This is a genomic window from Mycolicibacterium llatzerense (assembly GCF_025331195.1).
GTDB classification, from domain to species: Bacteria; Actinomycetota; Actinomycetes; order Mycobacteriales; family Mycobacteriaceae; genus Mycobacterium; species Mycobacterium llatzerense.
The window spans coordinates 323,151-346,853 of record NZ_LXOV01000017.1; the positions used below are offsets into that span (position 1 = coordinate 323,151).

The 23,703-nt window shown below is 67.0% G+C and carries 23 protein-coding genes and 1 tRNA gene; 14 read left to right on the plus strand and 10 right to left on the minus strand.

Features of this window, described 5'->3' with window-relative positions:
- The first annotated feature begins 2 nt into the window (after positions 1-2).
- From A7G45_RS29170 to A7G45_RS29180, 3 genes are read left to right on the plus strand one after another with little or no spacing between them, the layout of a single operon-like run.
- Positions 3-755, plus strand: a complete 753-nt coding sequence (locus tag A7G45_RS29170; protein ID WP_043986065.1) for an amino acid ABC transporter ATP-binding protein — start codon at positions 3-5, stop codon at positions 753-755.
- Positions 755-1,903 carry a MacS family sensor histidine kinase gene (gene macS / locus A7G45_RS29175; RefSeq protein ID WP_260942098.1) on the plus strand — a complete coding sequence of 383 codons (1,149 nt, stop codon included), beginning with the start codon at positions 755-757 and terminating at the stop codon, positions 1,901-1,903. Before A7G45_RS29170 ends, macS begins: the two co-directional genes overlap by 1 nt.
- Positions 1,896-2,552, plus strand: a complete 657-nt coding sequence (locus A7G45_RS29180) for a LuxR C-terminal-related transcriptional regulator (RefSeq protein WP_260942100.1) — start codon at positions 1,896-1,898, stop codon at positions 2,550-2,552. The genes macS and A7G45_RS29180 overlap by 8 nt, the downstream gene beginning before the upstream one ends.
- Here the strand turns inward: A7G45_RS29180 and A7G45_RS29185 are convergent.
- Complete coding sequence (locus tag A7G45_RS29185) at positions 2,525-3,886, minus strand: adenylate/guanylate cyclase domain-containing protein (protein ID WP_260942102.1); 1,362 nt, start codon at positions 3,884-3,886, stop codon at positions 2,525-2,527. The genes A7G45_RS29180 and A7G45_RS29185 overlap by 28 nt on opposite strands.
- Positions 3,887-4,406: 520 nt before the next feature.
- On the opposite strand from A7G45_RS29185, the gene A7G45_RS29190 reads away from it, so the two are divergent.
- The gene (locus A7G45_RS29190) at positions 4,407-6,425 is read left to right on the plus strand and encodes a cellulase family glycosylhydrolase (protein WP_260942104.1); all 2,019 of its coding nucleotides are present in this window, start codon (positions 4,407-4,409) and stop codon (positions 6,423-6,425) included.
- Positions 6,426-6,474: 49 nt separating this feature from the next.
- Here A7G45_RS29190 and A7G45_RS29195 read toward each other — a convergent pair whose 3' ends face one another.
- The 3 genes from A7G45_RS29195 to A7G45_RS29205 form a co-directional block, all read right to left on the minus strand.
- A complete protein-coding gene (locus tag A7G45_RS29195) occupies positions 6,475-7,011 on the minus strand; it encodes a hypothetical protein (RefSeq protein ID WP_260942107.1) in 537 nt (178 codons plus the stop codon).
- Between the two features lie 5 nt (positions 7,012-7,016).
- Positions 7,017-7,289: a hypothetical protein gene (locus A7G45_RS29200; protein ID WP_260942109.1), complete on the minus strand. Its 273-nt coding sequence runs from the start codon at positions 7,287-7,289 to the stop codon at positions 7,017-7,019.
- A 23-nt stretch (positions 7,290-7,312) separates the two neighbouring features.
- Positions 7,313-7,389 (minus strand) — tRNA-Leu (locus A7G45_RS29205).
- A 99-nt stretch (positions 7,390-7,488) separates the two neighbouring features.
- On the opposite strand from A7G45_RS29205, the gene A7G45_RS29210 reads away from it, so the two are divergent.
- The 6 genes from A7G45_RS29210 (at position 7,489) to A7G45_RS29235 (ending at position 13,426) form a co-directional block, all read left to right on the plus strand.
- Positions 7,489-8,121, plus strand: coding sequence for a two-component system response regulator PdtaR (locus A7G45_RS29210; protein WP_043398554.1), 633 nt, complete (start codon positions 7,489-7,491; stop codon positions 8,119-8,121).
- A gap of 207 nt (positions 8,122-8,328) precedes the next feature.
- Positions 8,329-9,543, plus strand: a complete 1,215-nt coding sequence (locus A7G45_RS29215; RefSeq protein WP_260942112.1) for a branched-chain amino acid ABC transporter substrate-binding protein — start codon at positions 8,329-8,331, stop codon at positions 9,541-9,543.
- Positions 9,544-9,638: 95 nt separating this feature from the next.
- A complete protein-coding gene (locus A7G45_RS29220; RefSeq protein ID WP_043398377.1) occupies positions 9,639-10,676 on the plus strand; it encodes a branched-chain amino acid ABC transporter permease in 1,038 nt (345 codons plus the stop codon).
- Positions 10,673-11,863 carry a branched-chain amino acid ABC transporter permease gene (locus tag A7G45_RS29225; RefSeq protein ID WP_043398375.1) on the plus strand — a complete coding sequence of 397 codons (1,191 nt, stop codon included), beginning with the start codon at positions 10,673-10,675 and terminating at the stop codon, positions 11,861-11,863. Before A7G45_RS29220 ends, A7G45_RS29225 begins: the two co-directional genes overlap by 4 nt.
- Positions 11,860-12,705, plus strand: a complete 846-nt coding sequence (locus A7G45_RS29230; protein WP_043398372.1) for an ABC transporter ATP-binding protein — start codon at positions 11,860-11,862, stop codon at positions 12,703-12,705. Before A7G45_RS29225 ends, A7G45_RS29230 begins: the two co-directional genes overlap by 4 nt.
- A complete protein-coding gene (locus A7G45_RS29235) occupies positions 12,692-13,426 on the plus strand; it encodes an ABC transporter ATP-binding protein (RefSeq protein WP_260942115.1) in 735 nt (244 codons plus the stop codon). The genes A7G45_RS29230 and A7G45_RS29235 overlap by 14 nt, the downstream gene beginning before the upstream one ends.
- An 80-nt stretch (positions 13,427-13,506) precedes the next feature.
- Here the strand turns inward: A7G45_RS29235 and A7G45_RS29240 are convergent, their stop codons facing one another.
- The 5 genes from A7G45_RS29240 to A7G45_RS29260 all read right to left on the minus strand — a co-directional run bounded on the left by A7G45_RS29240 (position 13,507) and on the right by A7G45_RS29260 (position 17,207).
- Entirely contained in the window at positions 13,507-14,004 is a 498-nt protein-coding gene (locus A7G45_RS29240) for an O-acetyl-ADP-ribose deacetylase (protein WP_260942116.1), read from the minus strand.
- An 18-nt stretch (positions 14,005-14,022) separates the two neighbouring features.
- On the minus strand, positions 14,023-14,244 hold the full coding sequence (locus tag A7G45_RS29245) for a DUF167 domain-containing protein (RefSeq protein ID WP_043398366.1): 222 nt from the start codon (positions 14,242-14,244) through the stop codon (positions 14,023-14,025).
- A gap of 77 nt (positions 14,245-14,321) precedes the next feature.
- Positions 14,322-15,524 (minus strand): lipid-transfer protein, encoded by a 1,203-nt coding sequence (locus A7G45_RS29250; RefSeq protein ID WP_043398363.1) that lies wholly within the window; start codon positions 15,522-15,524, stop codon positions 14,322-14,324.
- Positions 15,521-15,970 (minus strand): Zn-ribbon domain-containing OB-fold protein, encoded by a 450-nt coding sequence (locus A7G45_RS29255; RefSeq protein WP_043398549.1) that lies wholly within the window; start codon positions 15,968-15,970, stop codon positions 15,521-15,523. The genes A7G45_RS29250 and A7G45_RS29255 overlap by 4 nt, the downstream gene beginning before the upstream one ends.
- Positions 15,971-16,067: 97 nt before the next feature.
- On the minus strand, positions 16,068-17,207 hold the full coding sequence (locus A7G45_RS29260) for an FAD-dependent monooxygenase (protein ID WP_260942119.1): 1,140 nt from the start codon (positions 17,205-17,207) through the stop codon (positions 16,068-16,070).
- Positions 17,208-17,277: 70 nt separating this feature from the next.
- Here A7G45_RS29260 and A7G45_RS29265 point away from each other — a divergent pair, with 70 nt between their 5' ends.
- From A7G45_RS29265 to A7G45_RS29280, 4 genes are read left to right on the plus strand one after another with little or no spacing between them, the layout of a single operon-like run.
- On the plus strand, positions 17,278-18,165 hold the full coding sequence (locus A7G45_RS29265) for a LysR family transcriptional regulator (RefSeq protein WP_260942120.1): 888 nt from the start codon (positions 17,278-17,280) through the stop codon (positions 18,163-18,165).
- A gap of 58 nt (positions 18,166-18,223) precedes the next feature.
- Positions 18,224-20,884, plus strand: a complete 2,661-nt coding sequence (polA, locus tag A7G45_RS29270) for a DNA polymerase I (RefSeq protein WP_260942239.1) — start codon at positions 18,224-18,226, stop codon at positions 20,882-20,884.
- A gap of 24 nt (positions 20,885-20,908) precedes the next feature.
- The gene (locus tag A7G45_RS29275; protein WP_260942122.1) at positions 20,909-21,538 is read left to right on the plus strand and encodes a TetR family transcriptional regulator; all 630 of its coding nucleotides are present in this window, start codon (positions 20,909-20,911) and stop codon (positions 21,536-21,538) included.
- A gap of 16 nt (positions 21,539-21,554) precedes the next feature.
- Positions 21,555-23,069, plus strand: coding sequence for a carotenoid oxygenase family protein (locus A7G45_RS29280; RefSeq protein WP_260942124.1), 1,515 nt, complete (start codon positions 21,555-21,557; stop codon positions 23,067-23,069).
- On the opposite strand, the gene A7G45_RS29285 is transcribed toward A7G45_RS29280, so the two are convergent.
- Complete coding sequence (locus tag A7G45_RS29285) at positions 23,066-23,698, minus strand: LysE family translocator (protein ID WP_043986004.1); 633 nt, start codon at positions 23,696-23,698, stop codon at positions 23,066-23,068. The genes A7G45_RS29280 and A7G45_RS29285 overlap by 4 nt on opposite strands.
- Positions 23,699-23,703 lie beyond the last annotated feature (5 nt).

Below are 23,703 nucleotides of genomic sequence, written 5' to 3' on the forward strand. Positions count from 1 at the left end.
TCATGGTGCGCGCCGAGCAGGTGTGCAAGAACTTTGGTGCCTTGGAGGTACTCAAGGGCGTCTCCCTGGAAGTCGAGCGTGGCCAGGTTCTCGTGCTCGTCGGTCCCTCCGGTTCCGGCAAGTCGACGTTCCTGCGGTGTATCAATCACCTGGAACAGGTCAGCGCCGGACGGCTGTACGTGGACGAGCAGCTGGTCGGGTACCGCGAGCGCGGCGGCAAGCTGCATGAACTCCCGCCCCGGGAAGCCGCCCGCCAGCGCCGCGACGTCGGCATGGTGTTCCAGCATTTCAATCTGTTCCCGCACCGGACCGCGCTGGAGAACATCGTCGAGGCACCGGTCCATGTCAAGGGTGTCAAGCGCGCTGTGGCGCTGAGCCGCGCGCGGGAACTGCTCGACCAGGTCGGGTTGTCCAGCAAGGCCGACGCGTATCCGGCCCAGTTGTCGGGAGGCCAGCAACAGCGGGTCGCGATCGCCCGTGCGCTGGCGATGGAGCCCAAACTGATGCTCTTCGACGAGCCAACCTCGGCTCTGGACCCCGAGCTGGTCGGGGACGTGCTCGCGGTTATGAAGAATCTGGCCCAGCTGGGCATGACGATGGTGGTGGTCACCCACGAGATGGGCTTCGCGCGCGAGGTCGCCGACGAGCTGGTGTTCATGGACGCCGGCGTGGTGGTCGAGCGCGGCGCCCCGCGTGAGGTGATGGCCAACCCGAAACATGAACGCACGAAGGCCTTCCTGTCCAAAGTGATGTAGTGGCCGTGCACCTCGCTTCCGAGCCGGACCCCGCTGCCCCGCTGTGGCGGGCCGCGCAGGGCTTCCGGCTGCTCAGCTGCCTGTACGCCTTGGGTTTTCAGCTCGCCGTGAATGACGATCTGCGGCACCCCTCCGTCACGTGGGCGCTGTTCGGGGTCCTCATGGCCTGGAGCGGGGCGTGTGCGGTGGCCTATCTGCGCGGCTTCGGCAGGCGGACGGGCTGGGTGCTGGCCGAGGTGCTGGTGGTGGTGCTGCTGGTGTTGTCGACCGACCTGGTGGCGTCTCCGGCGTGGATCGCCGGCAACCAGTCGTGGCCGACGACGTTGTGGGCCACCAACGCGACGTTGTCGGCGGCGATCCAGCTGGGGCCGGTGGCGGGCATGGGCGTCGGCCTGTTGGTGACGGCGGCTGGTGCGGTGCTGAAGGGCTACTTCGACCCCAATCTGGGGCGGCAGGCGACGCTTGTCATCGAGTTGGCGGTGGGACTCGCGGTCGGGATGGCCGCCCAGACCGCGCGCCGGGCCCACGCGGAGTTGCAGCGCGCGATCCGATTGGCGGCGGCGACCGCCGAGCGTGAGCGGCTGTCCCGGCAGGTGCACGACGGGGCCATTCAGGTACTGGCACTGGTGGCCCGCAAGGGGCGGGAAATCGGCGGTGAGACAACGGAACTCGCGCAGCTGGCCGGTGAGCAGGAACGGGCGCTGCGCCGGCTGGTCAGTTCCGGCCTGGACGAGGCGACGGGTGGTCTGGTCGACGTCGGAGAGATGCTGCGGACTCGCGCCGGGGACCGCGTCGCGGTGAGCGTGCCGCCGGACCCGGTGCTGCTCGACGCGGCCGTGGCGGGCGAGCTCGATGCCGCGGTGGCCAACGTGCTGGGCAACACGGCTGCGCACGCGGGCCCGGGGGCCCGGGCTTTCGTCCTCGTCGAAGACCTGGGGGAGCAGGTGGTGGTGAGTATCCGCGACGATGGGGTGGGCATTGCCGACGGACGGTTGGCGCAGGCGGCGGCGGAGGGGCACATGGGCGTGACGAAATCCATTGTGGGACGGCTGGAATCGCTGGGCGGTGCCGCCGAGCTGACGACGTCGCCGGGAGTCGGCACCGAGTGGGAGCTGACCGTGCCGAGAACGGAGGGCACCGATGCCTGAGCCGCAACCGTCCGAGCTGACGGTCATGGTGGTCGACGACCACCCGATCTGGCGCGACGCAGTAGCCCGCGATCTCGAGGACTCGGGTTTCACCGTGGTGGCCACCGCTGACGGGGTCGGGGCCGCGGGACGTCGGGCCGCGGTGGTCAAGCCCCAGGTGGTGGTGATGGACATGCGCCTGTCCGACGGCAGCGGGGTCGAGGCGACCATCGGAGTGCTGGCGGTGTCACCGGCCAGCCGGGTACTGGTGCTGTCGGCTTCCGACGAGCGCGACGACGTGCTGGAGGCGGTGAAGGCCGGCGCCACCGGATACCTGGTGAAGAGCGCCTCCAAGGCCGAGCTGGCCGACGCGGTCCGTGCGACGGGCGAGGGGCGTGCGGTGTTCACCCCAGGGCTCGCCGGCCTGGTGCTGGGGGAGCACCGGCGCATGGCCAAGGCGCCGGGCGCGGACCCGGCAGCGGGCCTGACGGAACGGGAGACCGAGATTCTCCGCTACGTGGCAAAAGGCTTGACCGCCAAGCAGATTGCCGAACGTCTGACGCTGAGCCACCGCACCGTCGAGAACCACGTGCAAGCGACGTTCCGCAAGCTGCAGGTGGCCAATCGGGTCGAAGCGGCGCGTTATGCCATCGAGCACGGGCTGGACTGAGCGCCGTCGGCCCGCGAGGCGCCGGCCGCGGACAGTCGCCCGGTCAGGTACCAGGTGTGCATCACACCCTTGCCCTTGACGTCGATCTCGCCGCGCTCCTCGAATGCGTAGGCATGCTGGAGGCGTTCATACACGTTGTGCGGCACCTGGATTCGCCCGGCGACGTCGGTGCTCTCCATCCGCGACGCGACGTTGACCGCGTCGCCCCAGACGTCGTAGAAGAACTTGCGGGAACCGACGACACCGGCCACCACCGGGCCGGCGGCGAGGCCGATGCGGACCGGGACGGGGCGCCCCTTCGAGTCGGTCAGTTCGCGCACCGCGTCGTTGAAGTCCAGAGCCAGACAGGCCAGCGCCTCGAGGTGATCGGCGCGCCCGTGCGGTATCCCGCTGACCACCATGTACGAGTCACCGCTGGTCTTGACCTTCTCCAGGCCGTGCCGGTCGACCAGTGCGTCCAGATCGGTGTACAGCGTGTCCAGGAACTGGACCAGATCGGCAGGGGCAGTGTCGCTGGCACGCTGGGTGTACCCGGCGATATCGGCGAAAAGGATTGAGGCGTCGTCGAATTTGTCGGCGATCACCGTATGCGCCGGATCCTTGAGTCGTTGCGCGATGGACTCCGGCAGGATGTTCGCCAACAGCGACTCGGACCGCAGATACTCGGCTTGGATGGCGCGCTGGGCGATGGCGTTCTCGCGCAGGACGGACCAGACGGTCGCCATCACGATCAGGCAGGCGGACACCGCCGTGATGACGAACGACACCCGGCTTTCCAACTCGGTCTGCGCGCCGGTGTGCGCCGGGATCGTGAATTCCAGGATGGTGGCGGCGACGATGCCGACCGCGGCGACGACGGCCGCAAAGGCCAGATGTTCGAGTCCCACGATCAACAGGGCGATCGCGCCGGCCACGGCGAAATACAGCAGGATGCCGGAGCCGGTGCCGATGTTGATGGTCACGACGGTGACCGTGGTGTAGGCGATGAGCACGAAGGCCGCGGGCGCGATCAGTTCGCCGAACCGGTAGAGCTTGGGCACGATCAGGAACAGCGCCGCGCTGGCCAGGTTGACCGTGCCGATCCACATCGCGTACGGGCCCGTGGACAAGGCCTGGAACGCGAAGAAGACGCTGAGCATCGCGCCGAGGCGGCTGGTGCGGGTCAGGATTCGGCGGCTGCGGGCCACCGTCGGGCTCAGGATGTCGGCGTCGGGGTGAAGGCACTCACGGACAGTCGCGGTCGGCACACACACCGAGCGGCGCACGGCAGCGACCAGGTCGGCGTTCGGAGTCGCGGCGCCACCGGCGAGGCGAGCGTCGTCCATGATCGCCATGGGTCAAGGGTAGACGCGCAGGGCCGGATTTGGTGCTCGCCTGCGGATACTCCGCTGACGGCGAAATATCAGGCCACCGCGGTACCCATAATGGCCAGTTGCTCTGGCCATTTCCGGGGCCCGGAGGGCAGGATTTTGGTTGGTACTGGACGTCCCTTCGCCGCAACTGAAAAATCGGTACGAGGCGGATCAATATCAAAATTGCCAGATATTCGACGATGGCGTCGAATGGTGACCTTGATGGTCATTTAGCGCAAATGAACTGGGAAAACTAGGCCAAAATCCTTGCCTATGGCGAATTGGCAAAGTGATATTGATTAGCTACTTGCCAACATACCAGAGGTATTTAGCCTGGCTCTATATTTGCCTAATACGCAGGACTGGATTATTTCAATCTGATTTCGTATTTGGACACCTTTAGTTGTTGTCGGCGCAGTAAATTAACTGCCTACGCGTCATCGATCAGTGGCGATGACCAGGTGGAAAGGGGACTACGGTGAACCGTCTGGTCCGAGCTCTGATGTTGAGAGTCGTTGTCGTATTCATGCCGTTGGCCGTCCTGTGCGCGTACAGCCACGTGGCGCCGACGCAGCCCCGGTCTGTGGCGATCGACGTCATACCCACCGCGGAGATCGATCCGGAGGCGTCGAGCGTCGGCATCGCCGACTCGAGCCTCTATGGGCTGTCGCCGGCGGACATCAACAAGACGCTGGACCAGCTGCAGTCGATCGGGGTGCAGAACATCCGGGTCTTCGTGCCGTGGGCGTTGATCAAGATGACAGGTCCCAATGATCTGCCGAACGACGCCAACTGGCAGCTGATGAACAACGTGATGGACGCCGCTCGCGCCCACAACATGGGTGTGCTGGCTGTCGTCAGCCACACGCCGCTGTGGGCAGCGCCCAGTGGCACCATCCCCGGCGCGGGTGCGCCCGATCCGGCCGTCTACGCCGACTTCGTGAAGCAGGTTGCCACCCGGTACGGCGACGTGATCTCCGCGTACGAAGTCTGGAACGAGCCCAACAGCTTCACCTTCTTCCAGCCGATGGATCCCGTCAAATACACCGCCATCTTGAAGGCGGTCTACACCACGCTGAAGGGTGGCGACGGGACCGTGGGTGCGGACCCCACGTCCACGGTCATCGCGGGCGCGCTGGCTCCGCTGCAGGACTTCTTCGGGGCTACCGCGTCTCCGCAGACCTTCCTCGCCGCGATGTATGCCGCTGGCGCCAAAGGCTTTTTCGACGCCATCTCGGTTCACCCCTACGAGTTCAACCAGGTGTTGAAGTTCTCCCAGGGCGGTGCTTTGAACCCGTTCTCGGCGCTGTACCAGGTGCAGCAGATGCGGGCGATCATGGTGCAGAACGGTGACGGCCAGAAGCTGATCTGGGCCACCGAGTACGGCTTCCAGACCGTGCTCGACCAACTCGGCGTCGTGGATCCGACCAGCAACCAGAAGCAGGCCGATTTCATCCAGGACTTCATCACCACCTGGCGGGCGCTGACCTACACCGGCCCGTTGTTCATCTACACCACCCGCGATGGCGTGCCAGGCACGGACACCGGCTACGGCATCTTCCAGGCCGACTGGACGGCCAAGCTGGCCGTGAAGGTGATCTCTGACGCCATCGGTCTGCCGCCCGTCATCGTCTCACCGATCGTGGCACTGGCCGAATTGATCCAGAAGGCGTTCGCTCAGTTCCAGAAGGCGTTCACGTCGTTCACTGCTTCGTTGCAGACCGCGTTCGCCAACGCCGTCAAGGCGTTCCAGAGTCTGATCTCGGGAATCTTCAAACCAGCTGCGGCGCAAGCGAATGCCACCGCAAGTTTGGCACCTGCCGCAGCCTCGGTCAGTGCGGATACCGTCGCGGCCGCGAACCTGGCCGCCAAGGAGTTGAAGTCTCAGGTGGGCGGTTCGAAAGACACTGCCGAGCATGCCAAGGCCGGCGACAAGTCGGAATCCGGCGACGTGAAGGTGGTTGACGCCGCCGAGCACGAAGCCGCCGGGGCTGTCGACCCGAAGGCTGTGGAGACCAAGGCCGAGGGCACCAAGACCGAGGAGCCCAAGACGGAGACCCCCAAGGTCGACGACACGAAGGCCGAGACGCCGAAGACCGATACGCCGAAGACCGACACCCCCAAGGTCGACGACACGAAGGCTGAGACCCCGGCGGTGGAGACCCCGAAGGCTGAGACGCCGAAGACTGAGACCCCGAAGACTGAGACGCCGAAGGCCGAGGCTCCGAAGGCTGAGACCCCGAAGTCGGAAACGTCGCAGACTGATTCGTCCGGTTCGGAGACGCCCAAGCCTACGACGAACGAGCCCAAGACCCAGACCAAAGATGGTGCGACGCAGGACAAGTCGGACAGCGGCAAAGCGGGTACCAAGGGCAAGACGGGCAAGAAGCCCGGCAAAGCCAAGAAGCAGACCCCCGCCGCGGCGAGCGAACCGGCAAAGCCGGCCGGTCGGGCCAACGGCGACGGCGGTGGCAAGGACTCGTCGACCGACAGCAAGACACACCAGCACCAGGGCTCATAGTCCGGGTCTGGGCGAGGCCTCCCCGGCGTCTCAGGCGCCGGGGAGGCGCTCACACCGAATAGATCGGGGCGCCGATCCCGGACATGGTCGCCCGCAGCCGGTGCGCGATATCCCGGTCCAGCGCAACGAGATTCGCGGCGAGGTGCCGGATGTCGGCGGTGTGGTCGTCGGCGATCGACTCGCGCGACTCGCGTTCCCTGGCCACGAACCGGTACCTGACCTCGGTCACCGACAGGTCGTCGGCGACCGCGAACTCGTTGGTGCGTGCTTCGTCAATTGCGCCCAGTGCCAGTCGTTTGACATCAGAGAGCGACGCCGCGCCGGTGTGGGCGATATTGGCGGCGGTCCGCAGCGCGTCGGCCGACCCGCGGACCTTGACCAGATCACGCCAGGCGACGTCCTGTGCGTTCTCCGCGGCGCTGCCTTCCCACGTGGTGCCGCCGGGGCGCAGGGTGCCCTGCCAGACGTCGTGGAATGAGTTCTCCCACAGGTCGGCAGTCTTGGTCCATTGCGCTGCAGCGTCGACCAGGTGCTGAACATCCCAATCGGTGATCTGTGCCAGTGTCGGCAATTCGAGTTCGGCCATGGAGGCTATTCCGCCAATGCTGCCGAGGCTGAGCGGTCGGACTCGGTATAGGCACGTCCGGCGGCGGTCAGTGTGGACGCGACGGACCAGATGCGTTCGGCATGCGCGGTGGATGCGGCATCAACGCGGGTCTGGATTTCGGCGACGACATCAGCGGTGGACTGGCCGGCAGGCAGCGGCGCACCGCTGATGGTGTGCGCCGACAGAGCTTGGGCACGCTGCTCGAGTTGACCGGCAACGGCGAACAGCCCATCCGCAGTGACTCGCAGTGCCCCCATGCGTGCAGTTTAGCGGCGAGTTTTGGTGCCCTCGGTGAGATTCGAACTCACACTGCACGGGTTTTGAATCCGTTTCCTCTGCCAGTTGGGATACGAGGGCGTTTCGGCGGTGCGGTGTACCACCATAGTTGATGTGATTCTGGCGGCCACGCCGCGCCCCGAGGTCGCCTTACGGGGCTCCTCACGCGACAATGTGGGGATGACCGGGCCAACAACTGATGACGTCGCACCACGCCGTGTTCTCGTGGCCGAGGATGAGGCGCTCATCCGGCTGGACCTTGCGGAGATGCTCCGCGAGGAGGGCTACGAGATCGTCGGCGAGGCCGGCGACGGGCAGGAGGCGGTCGAGCTCGCCGAGAAGCTGAAGCCCGACCTGGTGATCATGGACGTGAAGATGCCGCGCCGAGACGGTATCGACGCAGCCTCCGAGATCGCCGCCAAGCGCATCGCGCCCATCGTGATCCTGACTGCGTTTTCGCAGCGTGAGCTGGTTGAACGGGCCCGTGACGCGGGTGCCATGGCCTACCTGGTCAAGCCGTTCTCCATCACGGACCTGGTGCCGGCCATCGAGGTCGCGGTCAGCCGCTTCGGTGAGGTGAGGGCCTTGGAGAAGGAAGTCCTCTCGCTGTCGGACCGGCTGGAGACCCGCAAGCTCGTCGAGCGCGCCAAAGGCATTCTGCAGACCAAGCAGGGCATGTCCGAACCCGAGGCGTTCAAGTGGATTCAGCGGGCGGCGATGGACCGTCGTACCACGATGAAGCGGGTGGCCGAGGTCGTCGTCGAGACGCTGGATCCGCCGGTCGCGGAAGCGACAGAGGCGTCAGCCGACTGAGTCGCGGAGCCGGGTCTCGTTAACTCTGTGTTTCGGGCCGCAGCATTTACACAGGTCCGCTCGACACAAGGTTGGCGAGCATCGCTCAACAGCGCGTATCGCCGCGTCGTGTTGGTTACTGTCTACGCGAAGTAGCGGACATCGGGCCTTACCTGCGAAGAGTCAGGCCACGTCCGGTGCCACGTAACCATGACCCGGAGGTGAAGCGTGCGCAGTCGCGTAGCTCGGAATGCTCTTGCAGTCGGCAGCGCCGGTCTGATCGTGTTCGGTCTGGCGGGATGCAGCCAGTCCGAACCGAAGCAGAGCGGCGCCGCCGGCTCGAATCTCAAGATCGTGGAGCAGGTGCAGATCGACGAGAACGGCGCGGAGATCAAGGCCGCCGGGGGCGCGGCTCCCGCCGATCCCGCCGGCGACGGCAAGGCGACCTGCCCGCCGGTCTCGATCGCCATGGCTGGTGCCCTGAACGGTCCTGATGCCGCCCTCGGCATCAACATCAAGGACGGCGTGCAGCTCGCCATCGACAAGCACAACGCGGCCAACCCGGGTTGCCAGGTGACGCTCAAGACCTTCGACACCGAAGGCGACCCGCAGAAGGCGACGGGCATCGCGCCGCAGATCGTCGACGACAAGTTCACCATCGGCCTGGTCGGCCCGGCCTTCTCGGGCGAGACGAAGGCCACCGGCACCGTCTTCGACCAGGCCGGCCTGGTCGCCGCCACCGCCTCGGCCACCAACGTGACGCTGAGCGAGAACGGCTGGAAGACCTTCTTCCGCGGCCTGGCCAATGACGGCGTGCAGGGTCCGTCGGTCGCGAACTACTTGAAGAACACGCTCAAGAACAAGAAGGTCTGCGTCGTCGACGACAGCACCGACTACGGCCTGGGCCTGGCCACCGCCGTGCGCACCACGCTCGGACCGGTTGCCGATTCGGCGTGCAACATCTCGGTCAAGAAGGGCGACAAGGACTTCTCGGCCGCCGTCACCCAGATCAAGGGTGCGGCACCGGACGCGATCTTCTACAGCGGGTACTACGCGGAGGCGGCGACGTTCGCCCAGCAGCTCAAGGACGGTGGCGTGACCGCGACCTTCGCCAGCGCCGACGGCACCAAGGACCCCGAGTTCGTCAAGCAGGGCGGCGAGGCCACCAAGGGCGCCATCCTGTCCTGCCCGTGCGGCCCGGCGAGCAAGCAGTTCGCCGAGGAGTACACCAAGAAGTTCGGGCAGGAGCCCGGCACCTACAGCACCGAGGGCTACGACCTGGGCACCATCCTGGTCAAGGGCATCGACTCCGGTGCGGTCACCCGGCCCGCGCTGCTGGACTTCGTCACCAAGTACGAAGGCCAGGGTGTGGCCCGCAAGTACCAGTGGAACAACAAGGGTGAGCTGACCACCAACCTGATCTGGATCTACAAGGTCCAGTAGGAACCTGCAGACGACGACGCGTCCGGACCCCGTGCCGGGCGCGTCGTTCGTTCGCAGACAAGTCACCACCGCGACAACCGAGGAGCCGCCACCCGATGACACCCGACTGCGTCGGCCACTACGTGTGCACCGCGGCCAATATCAATTTCAACGTCGACAACCTGTTGAACGGGTTCTGGCAGTTGACGATTGACGGGTTGTCGTGGGGTGCGATCTATGCCCTGGTTGCCGTCGGCTACACGCTGGTGTTCGGCGTGCTGCGACTCATCAACTTCGCGCACTCGGAAATCTTCATGTTCGGCATGTTCGGCGCGTACTTCGCGCTGCAGATCATCCTCGGCTTCAAGCCCAGCGGTAATGCCTACAGCCTGGGCGTCGGGTTGACGATCTGCTATCTGGGCATTGCCATGCTCGTCGCGATGCTGGTCTCCGGTGCTGCCGCCGTCGGGCTGGAGGTCGTGGCCTACCGGCCACTGCGCCGCCGCAATGCGCGCGGTTTGACGTTCCTCATCACCGCGATCGGGATGTCGTTCGTCCTGCAGGAGTTCGTGCACTTCGTGTTGCCGAAGATTCTCAAAGGATTCGGCGGCAGCAATGCGCAACAGCCGATCATCCTGGTGCAGCCCAAGACCCAGTTCACCCTCTTCTCTGCGAACATCTCGAACGTCACCATCGTCATCGTGGTCGCCGCCGTCGTGCTGGCGTTGCTGACCGACATCGCGCTCAACCGCACCAAGTTCGGCCGCGGCATCCGGGCCGTCGCCCAGGACCCGGCGACCGCCACCCTCATGGGCGTATCGCGCGAGCGCATCATTCTCACCACGTTCCTCATCGGCGGCCTGCTGGCCGGCGCCGCCGCACTGCTCTTCACCTTGAAGGTGCCGCAGGGCATCATCTATTCGGGCGGATTCCTGTTGGGAATCAAGGCATTTTCGGCCGCGGTGCTCGGCGGCATCGGCAACCTGCGGGGCGCGCTGCTCGGCGGGTTGATCCTCGGCGTGATGGAGAACTACGGGCAGGCATTCTTCGGCACCCAATGGCGCGACGTGGTCGCCTTCGTGCTCCTGGTGCTGGTGCTGCTGATCCGTCCGACCGGGATACTCGGTGAAAGTCTCGGGAAGGCACGAGCATGAGCGACGAGCGCACCCGCGGCCGGAGCCGGTACGTGCTGGCCCCCGGCGACCAGTTGCGCCAGTGGTGGGATCAGCAGAGCCGGCCCGCGAAATGGGTCTTCGGGCTGCTCGCGTTCACGGTGGTGGCGCTGCTGCCGCTGTACACGCCGCCGTTCCTCAACACCCCGGGCATCAGCTTCGGCGGCACCATGGCGCAGTTCGCGATGGTGGCGATCATCGCGATCGGCCTCAATGTGGTTGTGGGCCAAGCAGGATTGCTCGACCTCGGCTACGTCGGGTTCTACGCCGTCGGCGCCTACACCGTCGCGCTGCTGACCAGCCCGGACAGCCCGTGGAACCAGGTCGGGGTCGACGGGTTCCTCAACAAGGACTGGGCCTGGCTGGCCTGCGTACCGCTGGCCATGGCCGTCACCGCGCTGGCCGGCCTGGTGCTGGGCATCCCGACCCTGCGGCTGCGCGGCGACTACCTCGCGATCGTCACGCTGGGATTCGGCGAGATCATCCGGCTCCTGGCCGACAACCTCTCCGACCTGACCAACGGTGCTCGGGGCCTCAACCAGATCGCCTATCCGCGGGTGGGGGAGACGGACCGGCTCCCCAATGGCGTGTTCTCCAGCGGCAACTCCGCCGGCCACGCCAACTACGGCACCTGGTGGTTCTGGCTCGGGTTGGTCCTCATGATCGGCATCCTGCTGCTGGTCGGCAACCTGGAGCGCAGTCGCGTGGGCCGGGCCTGGGTTGCCATCCGCGAGGACGAGGACGCCGCAGAAGTGATGGGCGTCAACACCTTCAAGTTCAAGCTCTGGGCGTTCGTCATCGGCGCGGGCATCGGTGGATTGTCAGGCGCGCTGTATGCCGGCCAGGTGCAGTACGTCGCGCCACCGACCTTCAACATCATCAACTCGATGCTGTTCCTGTGTGCGGTGGTGCTCGGCGGGCAGGGCAACAAGCTCGGCGTGATCATCGGCGCGTTCATCATCGTCTATCTGCCCAACCGGCTACTCGGGGTGCACCTGCTCGGCATCAACCTCGGTGACCTCAAATACCTGTTCTTCGGCCTGGCGCTGGTGGTACTGATGATCTTCCGTCCGCAGGGTCTGTTCCCGGTACGCCAGCAGCTGCTGGCGTACGGCAAGTCCGCGCGCAGGTTGTTGCGCAATGCCGACGATTCGAAGGCGGCGGCATGAGCGCCCCGATCGAGCCCGCACCCGACGAGGAACTTGCCGCACTGCACCGTGACGTGCAGGTCGCGGAGGGCGAAAAGCTCTTGGCGACAACTGATCTCACCGTCAAGTTCGGTGGACTCACCGCTCTCGATGCCGTGACGTTCGATATCCGGCGCGGCGAGATTCTCGGTCTCATCGGTCCCAACGGTGCCGGCAAGACGACCTGTTTCAACGCGATCACCGGCGTGTACCGGCCGTCGTCCGGTTCGGTGATGTTCGACGGCGCGCCGCTCGGCAAGATCAAGCGCCACGAGATCACGCGGCGTGGCATCGCTCGCACCTTCCAGAACATCCGGCTGTGGGGTGAGATGACCGCGCTGGAGAACGTCGTCGTCGGCACCGACGCCCGGCACAAGACATCGGTGCCCGGTGCGCTCCTGCGTTCGGCGCGGCACCGGCGGGAGGAGCGCGACGCGATCGAACGCGCCACGGCGCTACTGCAATTCGTGGGGATCGCGCACCGCGGCGAGGAGAAGGCCAGGAACCTGTCCTACGGCGATCAGCGCCGACTGGAGATCGCGCGGGCCCTGGCCACCGAGCCGAAACTGCTGTGCCTGGACGAGCCCGCCGCAGGCTTCAACCCGAGCGAGAAGTCGGCGCTGATCGAACTGATCCAGGCGATCCGGGACGATGGCTACACCGTGCTGCTGATCGAACACGACATGCGCCTGGTCATGGGCGTCACCGACCGCATCGTGGTGCTGGAGTTCGGGCGCAAGATCGCCGAAGGCCTACCGGCCGAGATTCGCGAGGACCCGAAGGTCATCGCCGCATACCTGGGGGTGCCCGATGACGAACTCTGACCAGGTCCTGCTGGAAGTTCGGGACGTCTCGGTGCATTACGGCAGAATCCAGGCGCTGCACGGGGTTTCGCTGCAGGTGCACCAGGGTGAGCTGGTCACCCTGCTCGGGTCGAACGGCGCGGGCAAGACCACGATGATGCGCGCGCTGTCGGGGTTGTTGCCATTGTCGGCGGGTTCGGTGTGGTTCGACGGCGAGGACATCTCGAAGATGAAGGCGCATCGTCGGGTGACCGCCGGACTGATCCAGGCACCCGAGGGACGCGGCATCTTCCCGGGCATGACGATCATCGAGAACCTCGAAATGGGCTGCTACGGGCGCAAGTTCGCTTCGAAGGCCGAGTACCGCGAGCGGCTCGACTGGGTGCTGGAGACGTTCCCGCGGCTGGCCGAGCGGCGTTCGCAAGCCGGCGGGACCCTCTCCGGTGGGGAGCAGCAGATGCTGGCCATCGGCCGGGCGCTGATGGCGCGGCCGCGGGTGCTGCTGCTGGACGAGCCGTCAATGGGCTTGGCGCCCAAGGTGATCTCGCAGATCTTCCACATCATCTCCGAGATCAATTCCCAGGGCACCACGGTGCTGTTGGTCGAGCAGAACGCGCAGCAGGCGCTGAGCCGTTCGGACCGGGCCTACATCCTGGAGACCGGGCGGATCACCCGCGAGGGCGTGGCCCGCGAGCTGCTGTCGGACAACAGCATTCGTGCGGCCTACCTGGGCGTGGCCTGACCGCTCGATAGGTGGCCGTGTGCGGCCCGGCTCCTACGTCGAGAGGGTGGGCTGCCGAGCCACACTCTCGGCGTAGGGACCTAGCGCAAATGTCGCTGGATCCGGTCGTAGATGTCGTCGCTGAATGCCGCAAACGTGACATCGGTGACGGTGCCGCCGGCCGCGGCGACCGTGTCGATGGCAATCGCGATGGCATCGTCCAACGGCCAGCCGTAGATACCCGCACTGATCAACGGGAAGGCCACGCTGCGCGCGCCGAGTTCGTCGGCGACTTCGATGCAGCGGCGGTAGCAGGACCGCAACAACTCCGGATCACGTTGGCCCGCGCGGTAATTCGGCCCGACGGTGTGGATCACCCAACGGGCCGGAAGCGCGCCGGCGGTCGTCCAGCCGGCGTCACCGGTGGCCAGACCGTTGGGGAAGCGGTCGATGCAGTCCCGCAGCACGGCCGGTCCGCCGGCCCGGTGAATCGCACCGTCGACGCCACCGCCGCCACGCATGGCGTTGTTGGCGGCGTTGACGATCGCATCGACATCCTGCTGGGTGATATCGCCGAGGACTGCGGTGATGCGGGGCATGACAGCAGTATCCCCGCGCTACTCGTCGACCCGGAACCTCTTGATCCGGGCTGCGGCGCCGGACACCAACTCCACCCGCGACTTCGGCACCCCGAAATGCTCGGCGAGCACCCGGATCACCGCGGTGTTGGCCTTGCCGTCCACGGCTTGCTCACGGACGTAGACAACCAAGGTGCCGTCGTCGTCGGTCTCGACCAACGGCCCTTTGCGACTGCCTGGCTTGACGCGGACCGAAATCATCACTGGCCCAGCGTGCAGAAAATCCCGAGGAATCGGAAATTCCTCGGGATTTTCGTCACGTTCGGCGGCCCGGAAAACTAGCGCGCGACGATCACCGACGAACCGTGGCCGAACAGGCCCTGATTCGCGGTCACGCCCACGCGGGCGCCTTCGACCTGGCGGCCGGTGGCCTGGCCCTTCAGCTGCCAGGTCAGCTCACACACCTGCGCGATGGCCTGGGCCGGGATGGCCTCACCGAAGCACGCCAGACCACCCGAGGCGTTGACCGGAACCCGGCCGCCGATGGTGGTGGCACCGGAGCGCAGCAGCTGCTCGCCCTCGCCCTTGGCGCACAGGCCAAGGTGCTCGTACCAGTCGAGCTCGAGAGCGGTCGACAGGTCGTAGACCTCCGCGAGGTTGACGTCGTCGGGGCCGATGCCGGCCTCGGCGTACGCCGCATCGAGGATCTGGTCCTTGAACACCCGGTCCGGTCCGGCGATGGCCGCGGTGGAATCCGTTGCGATGTCCGGCAATTCGGGCAGGTGCTGCGGGTACTGCGGCGTGACGGTGCTGATCGCGCGCACCGACGGCACGCCGTCGAGCGAGCCGAGGTGCTTGCGCGCGAATTCGGCGCTGGCCACGATCAGCGCGGCGGCGCCGTCCGAGGTGGCGCAGATGTCCAGCTGCCGCAGCGGGTCGGAGACGACCGGGCTGGCCAGCACGTCCTCGACCGAAGCCTCCTTGTGGTAGCGGGCATTCGGGTTGTTCAGACCGTGCTTGGAGTTCTTCACCTTGATCTGGGCGAAGTCCTCGGACGTGGCGCCGTACAGGTCCATGCGGCGGCGGGCCAGCAGCGCGAAGTACACCGGGTTCATGGCGCCCAGCAGGTGGAAGCGCTGCCAGTCGGGGTCGTTCTTGCGCTCGCCACCGACCGGGGCGAAGGCGCCCTTCGGCGTGGTGTCGGCGCCGATGACCAGCGCGACGTCGCAGAAGCCGGCCAGGATGTGCGCCCGGGCGCTCTGCAGGGCCTGCGAGCCACTGGCACACGCGGCATACGACGACGAGACCGGCACGCCGTTCCAGCCCAGCTTCTGGGCGAACGTCGAACCGGCGATGAAGCCGGGGTAGCCGTTGCGGATGGTGTCGGCACCGGCGACCAGCTGGATCTGACGCCAGTCCAGGCCGGCCTCGGCCAGCGCGGCGCGGGCGGCGACGACGCCGTACTCGGTGAAGTCACGGCCCCACTTGCCCCACGGGTGCATGCCCGCACCGAGGATGTACAAGGGATCTGGAGTGCTCATTTGGCGATCTCCCAGGCGTAGGTGGTCCGCTCGACGCCATCGGCATCGGTGTACAGCGGCATCGTCGTCAGTTCCATCTCCATGCCGACCTTGAGGTCCGCGGCGAGCGTGCCCTCGACGACCTTGCCCAGCACGATGAGGCCTTCGGCCTCCAGCTGGACGGCGGCGATGGCGAACGGCTCGAACGGATCGGACGCCGGGTACGGCGCCGGCGGGGGATACCGGTTCTCGGTGTAGCTCCACACCGTGCCGCGGCGCGACAACGCGACGGGCTCAAGCACGTCACTGTCGCAAGCCGGGCTGGGGCAGTTGTTGGCGCGGGGCGGGAAGACATATGTCCCGCACTGCGGGCACTTGGCCCCGATGAGGTGCGGCGCACCGCTCTCGTCGGTGTCCCACCAACCTTCGATTGCCGGCTGACTCCCGGCGTCCGTCACTCCTGGCACCAGCTCAGAGTAACCGGCGATCGGAAGAAACTGAAACGTGTTGCAGTTCTTTCCCGGACACCGGGAAAGAGACTTGAGCCGTCCCGTGATCTTGCGCTCATGACCGGGTGCTTGTCGCGGTCTCGGTCCGGTATTGCGTGGTGACCCGTGCCAGTTCCGTTGAGGTTCGCGCCGCTCCCGCGACGTGCATCTCGCGGTTGGCGGCGATCACGTCAGCGGTCTCGGTGCGCCGCGCCTGCTCGTAGCTGCGCAACCCGGCGAGGCCGTGGGTCGCCAGTTCGTCGGCGAGCACGCGTGCGTCCACGATCGACTGCGACGCACCGTTGGCCCCGACGGGGTACATCGGGTGAGCGGCGTCGCCGAGCAGTGTCACCAGCCCGTCGCCCCAGTGCGGCAACGGGTCCTTGTCGACCATGGGGTAACTGAACATCGCCGGGCTGTGGCCGATCAGCGCGTCGATGTCGAGCCAGTCGAGGTCCCAGCCGGACACGTGCGGCAAGACGTCGTTCGCCGTCGCGGGCGCGTTCCACTTTGCGTCGCCCTGCAGTGGGCCGGGCGGCCCGGTGGGGACCTGCAGCACCCAGTTCACCTGACCGCCGCCGATGGGATAGGTGATGAGATCAACGCCGTTGTCGGCCTTGATGATTGCCATGGTGTGCCCGTCCAGGAACGGCGTGATGTCGCTGGCCCCGCGGTACATCGTGATGCCCGATGACAGCAACGGGTCGGAGCCCGGATGTAGCTCCGCGCGCACCACTGAATTGATGCCGTCGGCGCCGATCAGTGCGGCACCGGCGACCGGGCCGGCCGTCGATTCCGCGACGACGCCGTCGGCGCTCTGCCGGAATCCGGTGATCCCGCTGCCGGTGCGCACCGCGCCGGCACCGAGGCGTTCGCGCACCGCGGCCAGCAGCATCATCTGCAGCCGGCCGCGGTATACCGACAGCTGCGGGTAGGCGTCGCCCGCCGCGAGCCCCCGCGGTTCGGTGAACAACAGGTCGCCGCGGTGGCTGTAGAAGCGGATCGACGACGGCGCCACGGCCATCGCGTTCAACTGGTCGCCCAGGCCGAGCGCGGTGAGTTCGCGCACCGCGTGCGGCAGCAGGTTGATCCCGACACCGAGCGGCTGCAGGTCGTGCGCACGCTCGAGAACGAGCGCGTCGAACCCCCGGGCGTGCAGGGTCAGGGCTGTGGTGAGTCCGCCGATACCGGCGCCGGCGATGAGTAGCTGTGTCATGAGTCCAGCCTCGGCGCGACAGAACCATAAGTCCAATACCGATAAGGTCCACAAACTATAATCATCAGTTATGGAACTACGGCAGCTTGAGTACTTCGTCGCGGTTGCCGAGGAAGCCAACTTCACGCGGGCCGCCGAACGCATCCACGTCGCGCAGCCCGCGGTCAGTGCGCAGATCGCCAAGCTGGAGCGCGAGCTGGGGGAGCCGTTGTTCGATCGCGCTCGACGTGAGGTTCAGCTGACCGCGGCGGGGCAGGCAGTGTTGCCGCACGCGCGGGCGGCCCTGGCCGCGGCCGCCGATGCGCGCACGGCGGTGGCCGAACTCAGCGACCTCGTGCGGGGGTCCGTGACCATCGGCACGGTCACCGCGCACGACGTCGACATGCCGAGCCTGCTGGCTCAGTTCCACGAGGCGCACCCGCACGTCGACATCACGCTCGGCACCGCCAATTCGGACGCGCTGATCGAGGGCATCCGCACCGGGCAGTTGGACGCGGCCATCGTGTCGGTCGGCGCCGACCTGCCGTCCGGGCTCGCGGCCGTGGTGGTCACCGACCAGCCGATCGTGGCTGCGGTCGCGCTCGATGATCCGTGGCACGGTCGCCGCACCCTGCGGCTGGAGGACCTGGCCGGCCGCGCTGTCATCGCGCTGCCCGTCGGCGCCGGGATCCGGAACCAGTTCGACCGGGCCTGCGCCGACGTCGGCGTCGACGTGCACGTCGCGTTCGAGGCGAGCACCCCGCATGCCCTGGCCGACCTCGCCGCGCGGGGTTTGGGGGTCGCGGTATTGCCGCAATCGATGGTGCGGTCACGCACCGATCTGCACCTCATCACGCTGATGCCGGCGCTGCGCGGGCGGCTGGTGTTCGCGTGGCGGGCCGGTGGGCCGATGAGCCCCGCGGCCCGCGAGCTGGTGAACATGGCGCGGCGGTTACTGGCTGTCGGTGCGGCTGAATAGAGTTAGGGCCGTGAGCCCCACCGCAACGGACGCCCCGCCCACCACCAAGCCAACGTTGATGCTGCTGGACGGCAATTCACTGGCGTTCCGGGCGTTCTACGCGCTGCCCGCCGAGAACTTCAAGACCCAGGGCGGGCTGACCACCAACGCGGTCTACGGCTTCACCGCCATGCTCATCAACCTGCTGCGCGACGAGAAGCCGTCGCACGTCGCCGCCGCGTTCGACGTGTCCCGCAAGACCTTCCGTAAAGAGAAGTACCCGGAGTACAAGGAGGGGCGTGCCGCCACTCCCGACGAGTTCCGCGGCCAGATCGACATCACCAAAGAGGTGCTGGGGGCGCTCGGCATCGTGGTGCTGGCCGAGGAGGGTTTCGAGGCCGACGACCTGATCGCCACGCTGGCCACCCAGGCCCAGGCGGAGGACTTCCGGGTGCTGGTCGTCACCGGCGACCGCGACTCGCTGCAGCTCGTCAGCGACGACGTCACAGTGCTGTACCCCAAGAAGGGTGTCAGCGACCTGCACCGCTTCACCCCGGACGCGGTCGTCGAGAAGTACGGGCTCACCCCGACGCAGTACCCGGATTTCGCGGCCCTGCGCGGCGACCCGAGCGACAACCTGCCCGGCATCCCCGGCGTCGGCGAGAAGACCGCGGCCAAATGGATCAACCAGTACGGCTCGCTGCAGGCTCTGGTCGACCACGTCGACGAGGTCAAAGGCAAGGTCGGCGACTCGCTGCGCGCCAACCTCTCCAACGTCATCCTCAATCGCGAGTTGACCGACCTGGTCAAGGACGTACCGCTGCCGCACACCCCGGAGGGGCTGCGGGTGCAGCCCTGGGACCGCGACCGCATTCACCAACTGTTCGACGACCTGGAATTCCGGGTGCTGCGTGACCGATTGTTCGAGACCCTGTCGCCGGTGGAGCCCGAGGTCGAACTCGGCTTCGACGTGCGCGGCGGCCTGCTCGAGCCGGGCACCCTGGCGGCGTGGCTGGCCGAGCACAGCAACGGCAGCCGCTTCGGCATGGCCGTCAACGGCACGCACAAGGCGTTCGATGCGGATGCCACCGCGGTCGCCATCGTGTCGGCCAGCGGTGAAGGTGTCTACATCGACACCGCGCGCCTGGACGCCGAGGACGAAGCCGCGCTGGCGTCCTGGCTCGCCGACCCCGGCCCGCCGAAGGCACTGCACGAGGCCAAGCTGGCGTGGCACGACCTGCTGGGCCGCGGCTGGCAGCTCGCCGGCGTCACCTCCGACACCGCGCTGGCCGCCTACCTGGTCCGTCCCGGGCAGCGCAGCTTCGCCCTCGACGACCTGTCGGTCCGCTACCTGGGCCGGGAACTGCGCGCGGAAGGCAAAGAACAGCAACAGCTTTCGCTGCTCGATGACCCCGACGAGGTGGACGACGAGGCCATCCAGGCCCTGATCATCCGGGCCGCGGCCGTCGGCGATCTGGCCGACGCGCTGGATGTGGAACTCGCCCGGATCGACTCGCTGGCGCTGCTCGGCCAGATGGAGCTGCCCGTGCAGCGGGCGCTCGCCGCGATGGAAGACGCCGGCATCGCCGTCGACATCGAACTGCTCGGCCGTCTGCAGAGCCAGTTCGCCGACCAGATCCGCGACGCCGCCGAGGCGGCCTACGCGGCAATCGGTGAGCAGATCAACCTGGGCTCGCCCAAGCAGCTCCAGGTGGTGCTGTTCGACAAGCTCGAGATGCCGAAGACCAAGCGCACCAAGACCGGCTACACCACGGATGCCGATGCGCTGCAATCACTTCTGGACAAGACCGGGCATCCGTTCCTGCAGCATCTGCTGGCACACCGCGACGCCACCCGGCTCAAGGTCACTGTCGACGGGCTGCTCAACGCGGTGGCATCCGACGGCCGGATTCACACCACCTTCAACCAGACCATCGCGGCCACCGGCCGGTTGTCGTCGACCGAGCCGAACCTGCAGAACATCCCGATCCGCACCGAGGCCGGCCGGCAGATTCGCGAAGCCTTCGTCGTGGGCAAGGGCTTCACCGAGCTCATGACGGCCGACTACAGCCAGATCGAGATGCGCATCATGGCGCACCTGTCGGGCGATGCCGGTCTGATCGAGGCTTTCAATACCGGCGAGGACCTGCACACCTTCGTCGCGTCGCGGGCGTTCGGCGTGCCGAGCGAAGAAGTGACCGCGGAGCTGCGCCGCCGGGTCAAGGCCATGTCGTACGGCCTGGCCTACGGCTTGTCGGCCTACGGACTGGCATCGCAGCTGAAGATCTCGACCGAAGAAGCCAAGCAGCAGATGGACCAGTACTTCGACCGGTTCGGCGGGGTGCGCGACTACCTGCACTCCGTCGTCGAACAGGCCCGGAAGGACGGGTACACCTCGACGGTGCTCGGACGCCGGCGCTACCTGCCCGAACTCGACAGCAGCAACCGCAACGTCCGCGAGGCCGCCGAGCGGGCCGCGCTCAACGCACCTATCCAGGGCAGCGCCGCCGACATCATCAAGGTCGCGATGATCAACGTCGACAGCGCGATGAAGGCCGCCGGGCTGAAGTCGCGGGTCCTGCTGCAGGTGCACGACGAGTTGCTGTTCGAAGTGGCCGATGGCGAGCGGGACACGCTCGAGGCCCTGGTGCGCGAACAGATGGGCAGCGCCTACCCGCTGGACGTGCCACTCGAGGTGTCGGTCGGTTACGGCACCAGCTGGGATGCTGCCGCTCACTAGCGGCGTCCCTCGTACGCTAGCGCCGTGGCGTCGGAGAAACGTGGTCGTGGTCGGCCGGTCGGCTCGCGCGTCGACCCCGACGAGCGCCGGGCCGTACTGCTCGACGCGGCCGAACGCATCATCCGCAGCGACGGACCAGGGGTCGGTCTCTCGGAGATCGCCGCTGAAGCCGGGTTCGTCCGCTCCGCGGTCTATGCCATGTATCCGCACCGTGGCGCGCTGCTGGCGGCGCTGGGTGAGCGGACCGCCCACCGGCTGCTCGGCGAGATCACCCGCCGCGCCGCGGGCTCGACCGACCTGCGGCAGCGGATGGCGCTGTTCTTCGACGTCATCTGCGGCTGGATCGCCGACGAACCGAACCTGAACCGCGCGCTGAACAGTGATCCGGCGACAAGTGTTTTCGAGCAATTGGCGGTCGCGGTCGAGTACATGCTGGCGTCGTCCTCCGACTCGCCGGCCGGGCGCGCGGCGGCCGCGCCGTGGTCGCGGGCGATCGTGGGGTCTGCGGTGACGGCCGCGGAATGGTGGTGTCGCGCGGGCACGATGTCGCGCCCGGAGCTGGTCGAACACCTCACCGCACTGTGCTGGGACGGTGGGGCCGCGCTACCTTTCGTGGCCGCCGACATCACCACCATTGACGGCGGGCGCGAATAAAGACACACTGTCTTTTATGGTCGCAGCGGACATCGAAATCACCGCATCGCGGTATTGGGATGACATCAACGGGGAGTTCGACCTTCCCGTCACGGAGATCACCGGGGCGCTACCCGCCGAGCTGATCGGCACGTTGTACCGCAACGGCGCCGGCCGATGGAACATCGGATCGGAACGGATCGAGAGCATCTTCGACACCGACGGCATGGTGAGCGCATTTGTGTTGGACGGCAACGGCGTTCGCTTTCGCAACAAGTTCGTTCGCACCCGGCACTACCAGCGGTCGCTCGAGGCCGGGCGGCCCACCGGTCGCGGGATGGCCTATCAACGTCCGGGTGGGTTGCGCGCCAACGCTTTTCGGCTGCCGACCAACACCGCCAACACCAACGTGATGATCAACGCCGACCGGCTGCTGGCGTTGTGGGAGGGTGGCCGACCGCACGAGCTGGATCTCGACACCCTCGAGACCATCGGCATGTGCGATCTCGGTGGGGCACTGAAAGGTCCGGTCGCCGCGTACTCGGCGCATTACACCTACGACCCGGTGTCCGACACCAAGGTGAACTTCGGTTTCGACCCGTACTTTCCGCGCCTCGACCTGCGTGGCGTGCTGCGCGGACCGGGGCGGAGCCGCCGGCTGCGCGAGCTGGCCTCCGAGCTGGTGCCGCGCCCGCGGCTGCGGCTCTATGAAACCGATGCGCACGGGGTCACCCGATACCAGCGGGCGGTGCCGCTGCCGGGCCTGGGACTGGTCCACGACATGGCGCTGACGCAGCGCTACGCCGTCTTCGTCGTCTCGCCGTTGCGGATCAACCCGCTGGCGCTCACCGGGTACGCATCGTTCTGGGACTCCATGCATTTCGACGCCGACCAGCCGGCGTATTTCGTGCTGGCGCCGCGCGACGGCGGGCCGGTGCGCACAGTCGCGGCCGAGCCGTTCTTTCACTGGCACTTCACCAATGCCTACGACGACGGCGACGATGTCGTCGTCGAACTACCCCGATTCGCACCGCATTCCTTCGCGGGCATGAAGAACTACACCGCCCACATTCGTTCCGACGGTGCGCAACTCGCCGCCGGTGGACCGGATCCCGTTGTGCTCACCCGTTTCCGGATCAGTGGATCGGGGCGGGTTCGCAGCGAGCCGCTCGCCGATTTCGGGTGCGAGTTCCCGCAGATCGATCAGCGGCGCTCGACGCTGAAACAGCGCTACTCCTATGTCGTGCTGCAGGATCCCAGCCGCTTCGGCGGGCAGGGCATTGCCCGCATCGACCACCAGACCGGGGCCGACCAGATCTACTGTCCTGACGGAAACATGTTGGTGGAGCCCGCATTTGTCCCGCGCCCCGGCAGTACGGGCGAGGACGACGGCTGGGTGCTCACCGTCGGGTACCAGGAGTCCGGGCATCGCAGCCGGCTGATGATTTTCGACGCCGCGAGAATCGCCGACGGCCCGATCGCCGAGGCGTGGCTACCGTTCCACGTGCCGATGAGCTACCACGGGACATTCACCTCTCGAGTGGCCCGCTAGGCGTCGGCGGCCAGGCCCAGACCCAGCGCGACGAGGATCGCGCCCATGGCACGTTCGATGCGCTGACGGATGTGGGTGCGGCTCAGGACGTTTCGGGCCCGATCCGCGGCGAGGACGATGCCGACGCACCACGACGTGTCGATGACCAGCTGGATGGCGGCGAGCACCAGCAGCGTCGGCAGCACCGGGCCGCTGGTCGGCAGGAACTGGGGGAGCACCACGATGCCGAAGGCCGCAGCCTTCGGGTTGGCCGCGATGGACACCAGCGCCGCGCGGAATGCCGCAGCCGGGGTCCGTCCGCGCGGTGGCAGGGCCACCGCCATGTCGGTGGGGTGCTTCGCGCTGCGCCACGCACTGATGCCGAGCCAGATCATGATCGCGGCCCCGACGACGTGCAGCGCCAACGACAGCCAGTGGTTGGCCGTCAGCAGGATCGACAGTCCGCCGCCGCCGGCCAGCGTCCACCCGCAGATACCGATCTCGTTGCCGACTACGGCCGCCAGGCCGGCCTTGCGGCCGTCGCGCACCGAGCGGTGCAGGAACAGCGCCGTCGCCGGTCCGGGCAGCGCGGCCAGGATCACCGACGCGACGAGGAACGCCGGCAGGACGTCGAGAAGATGCGCGAGCATGCAAG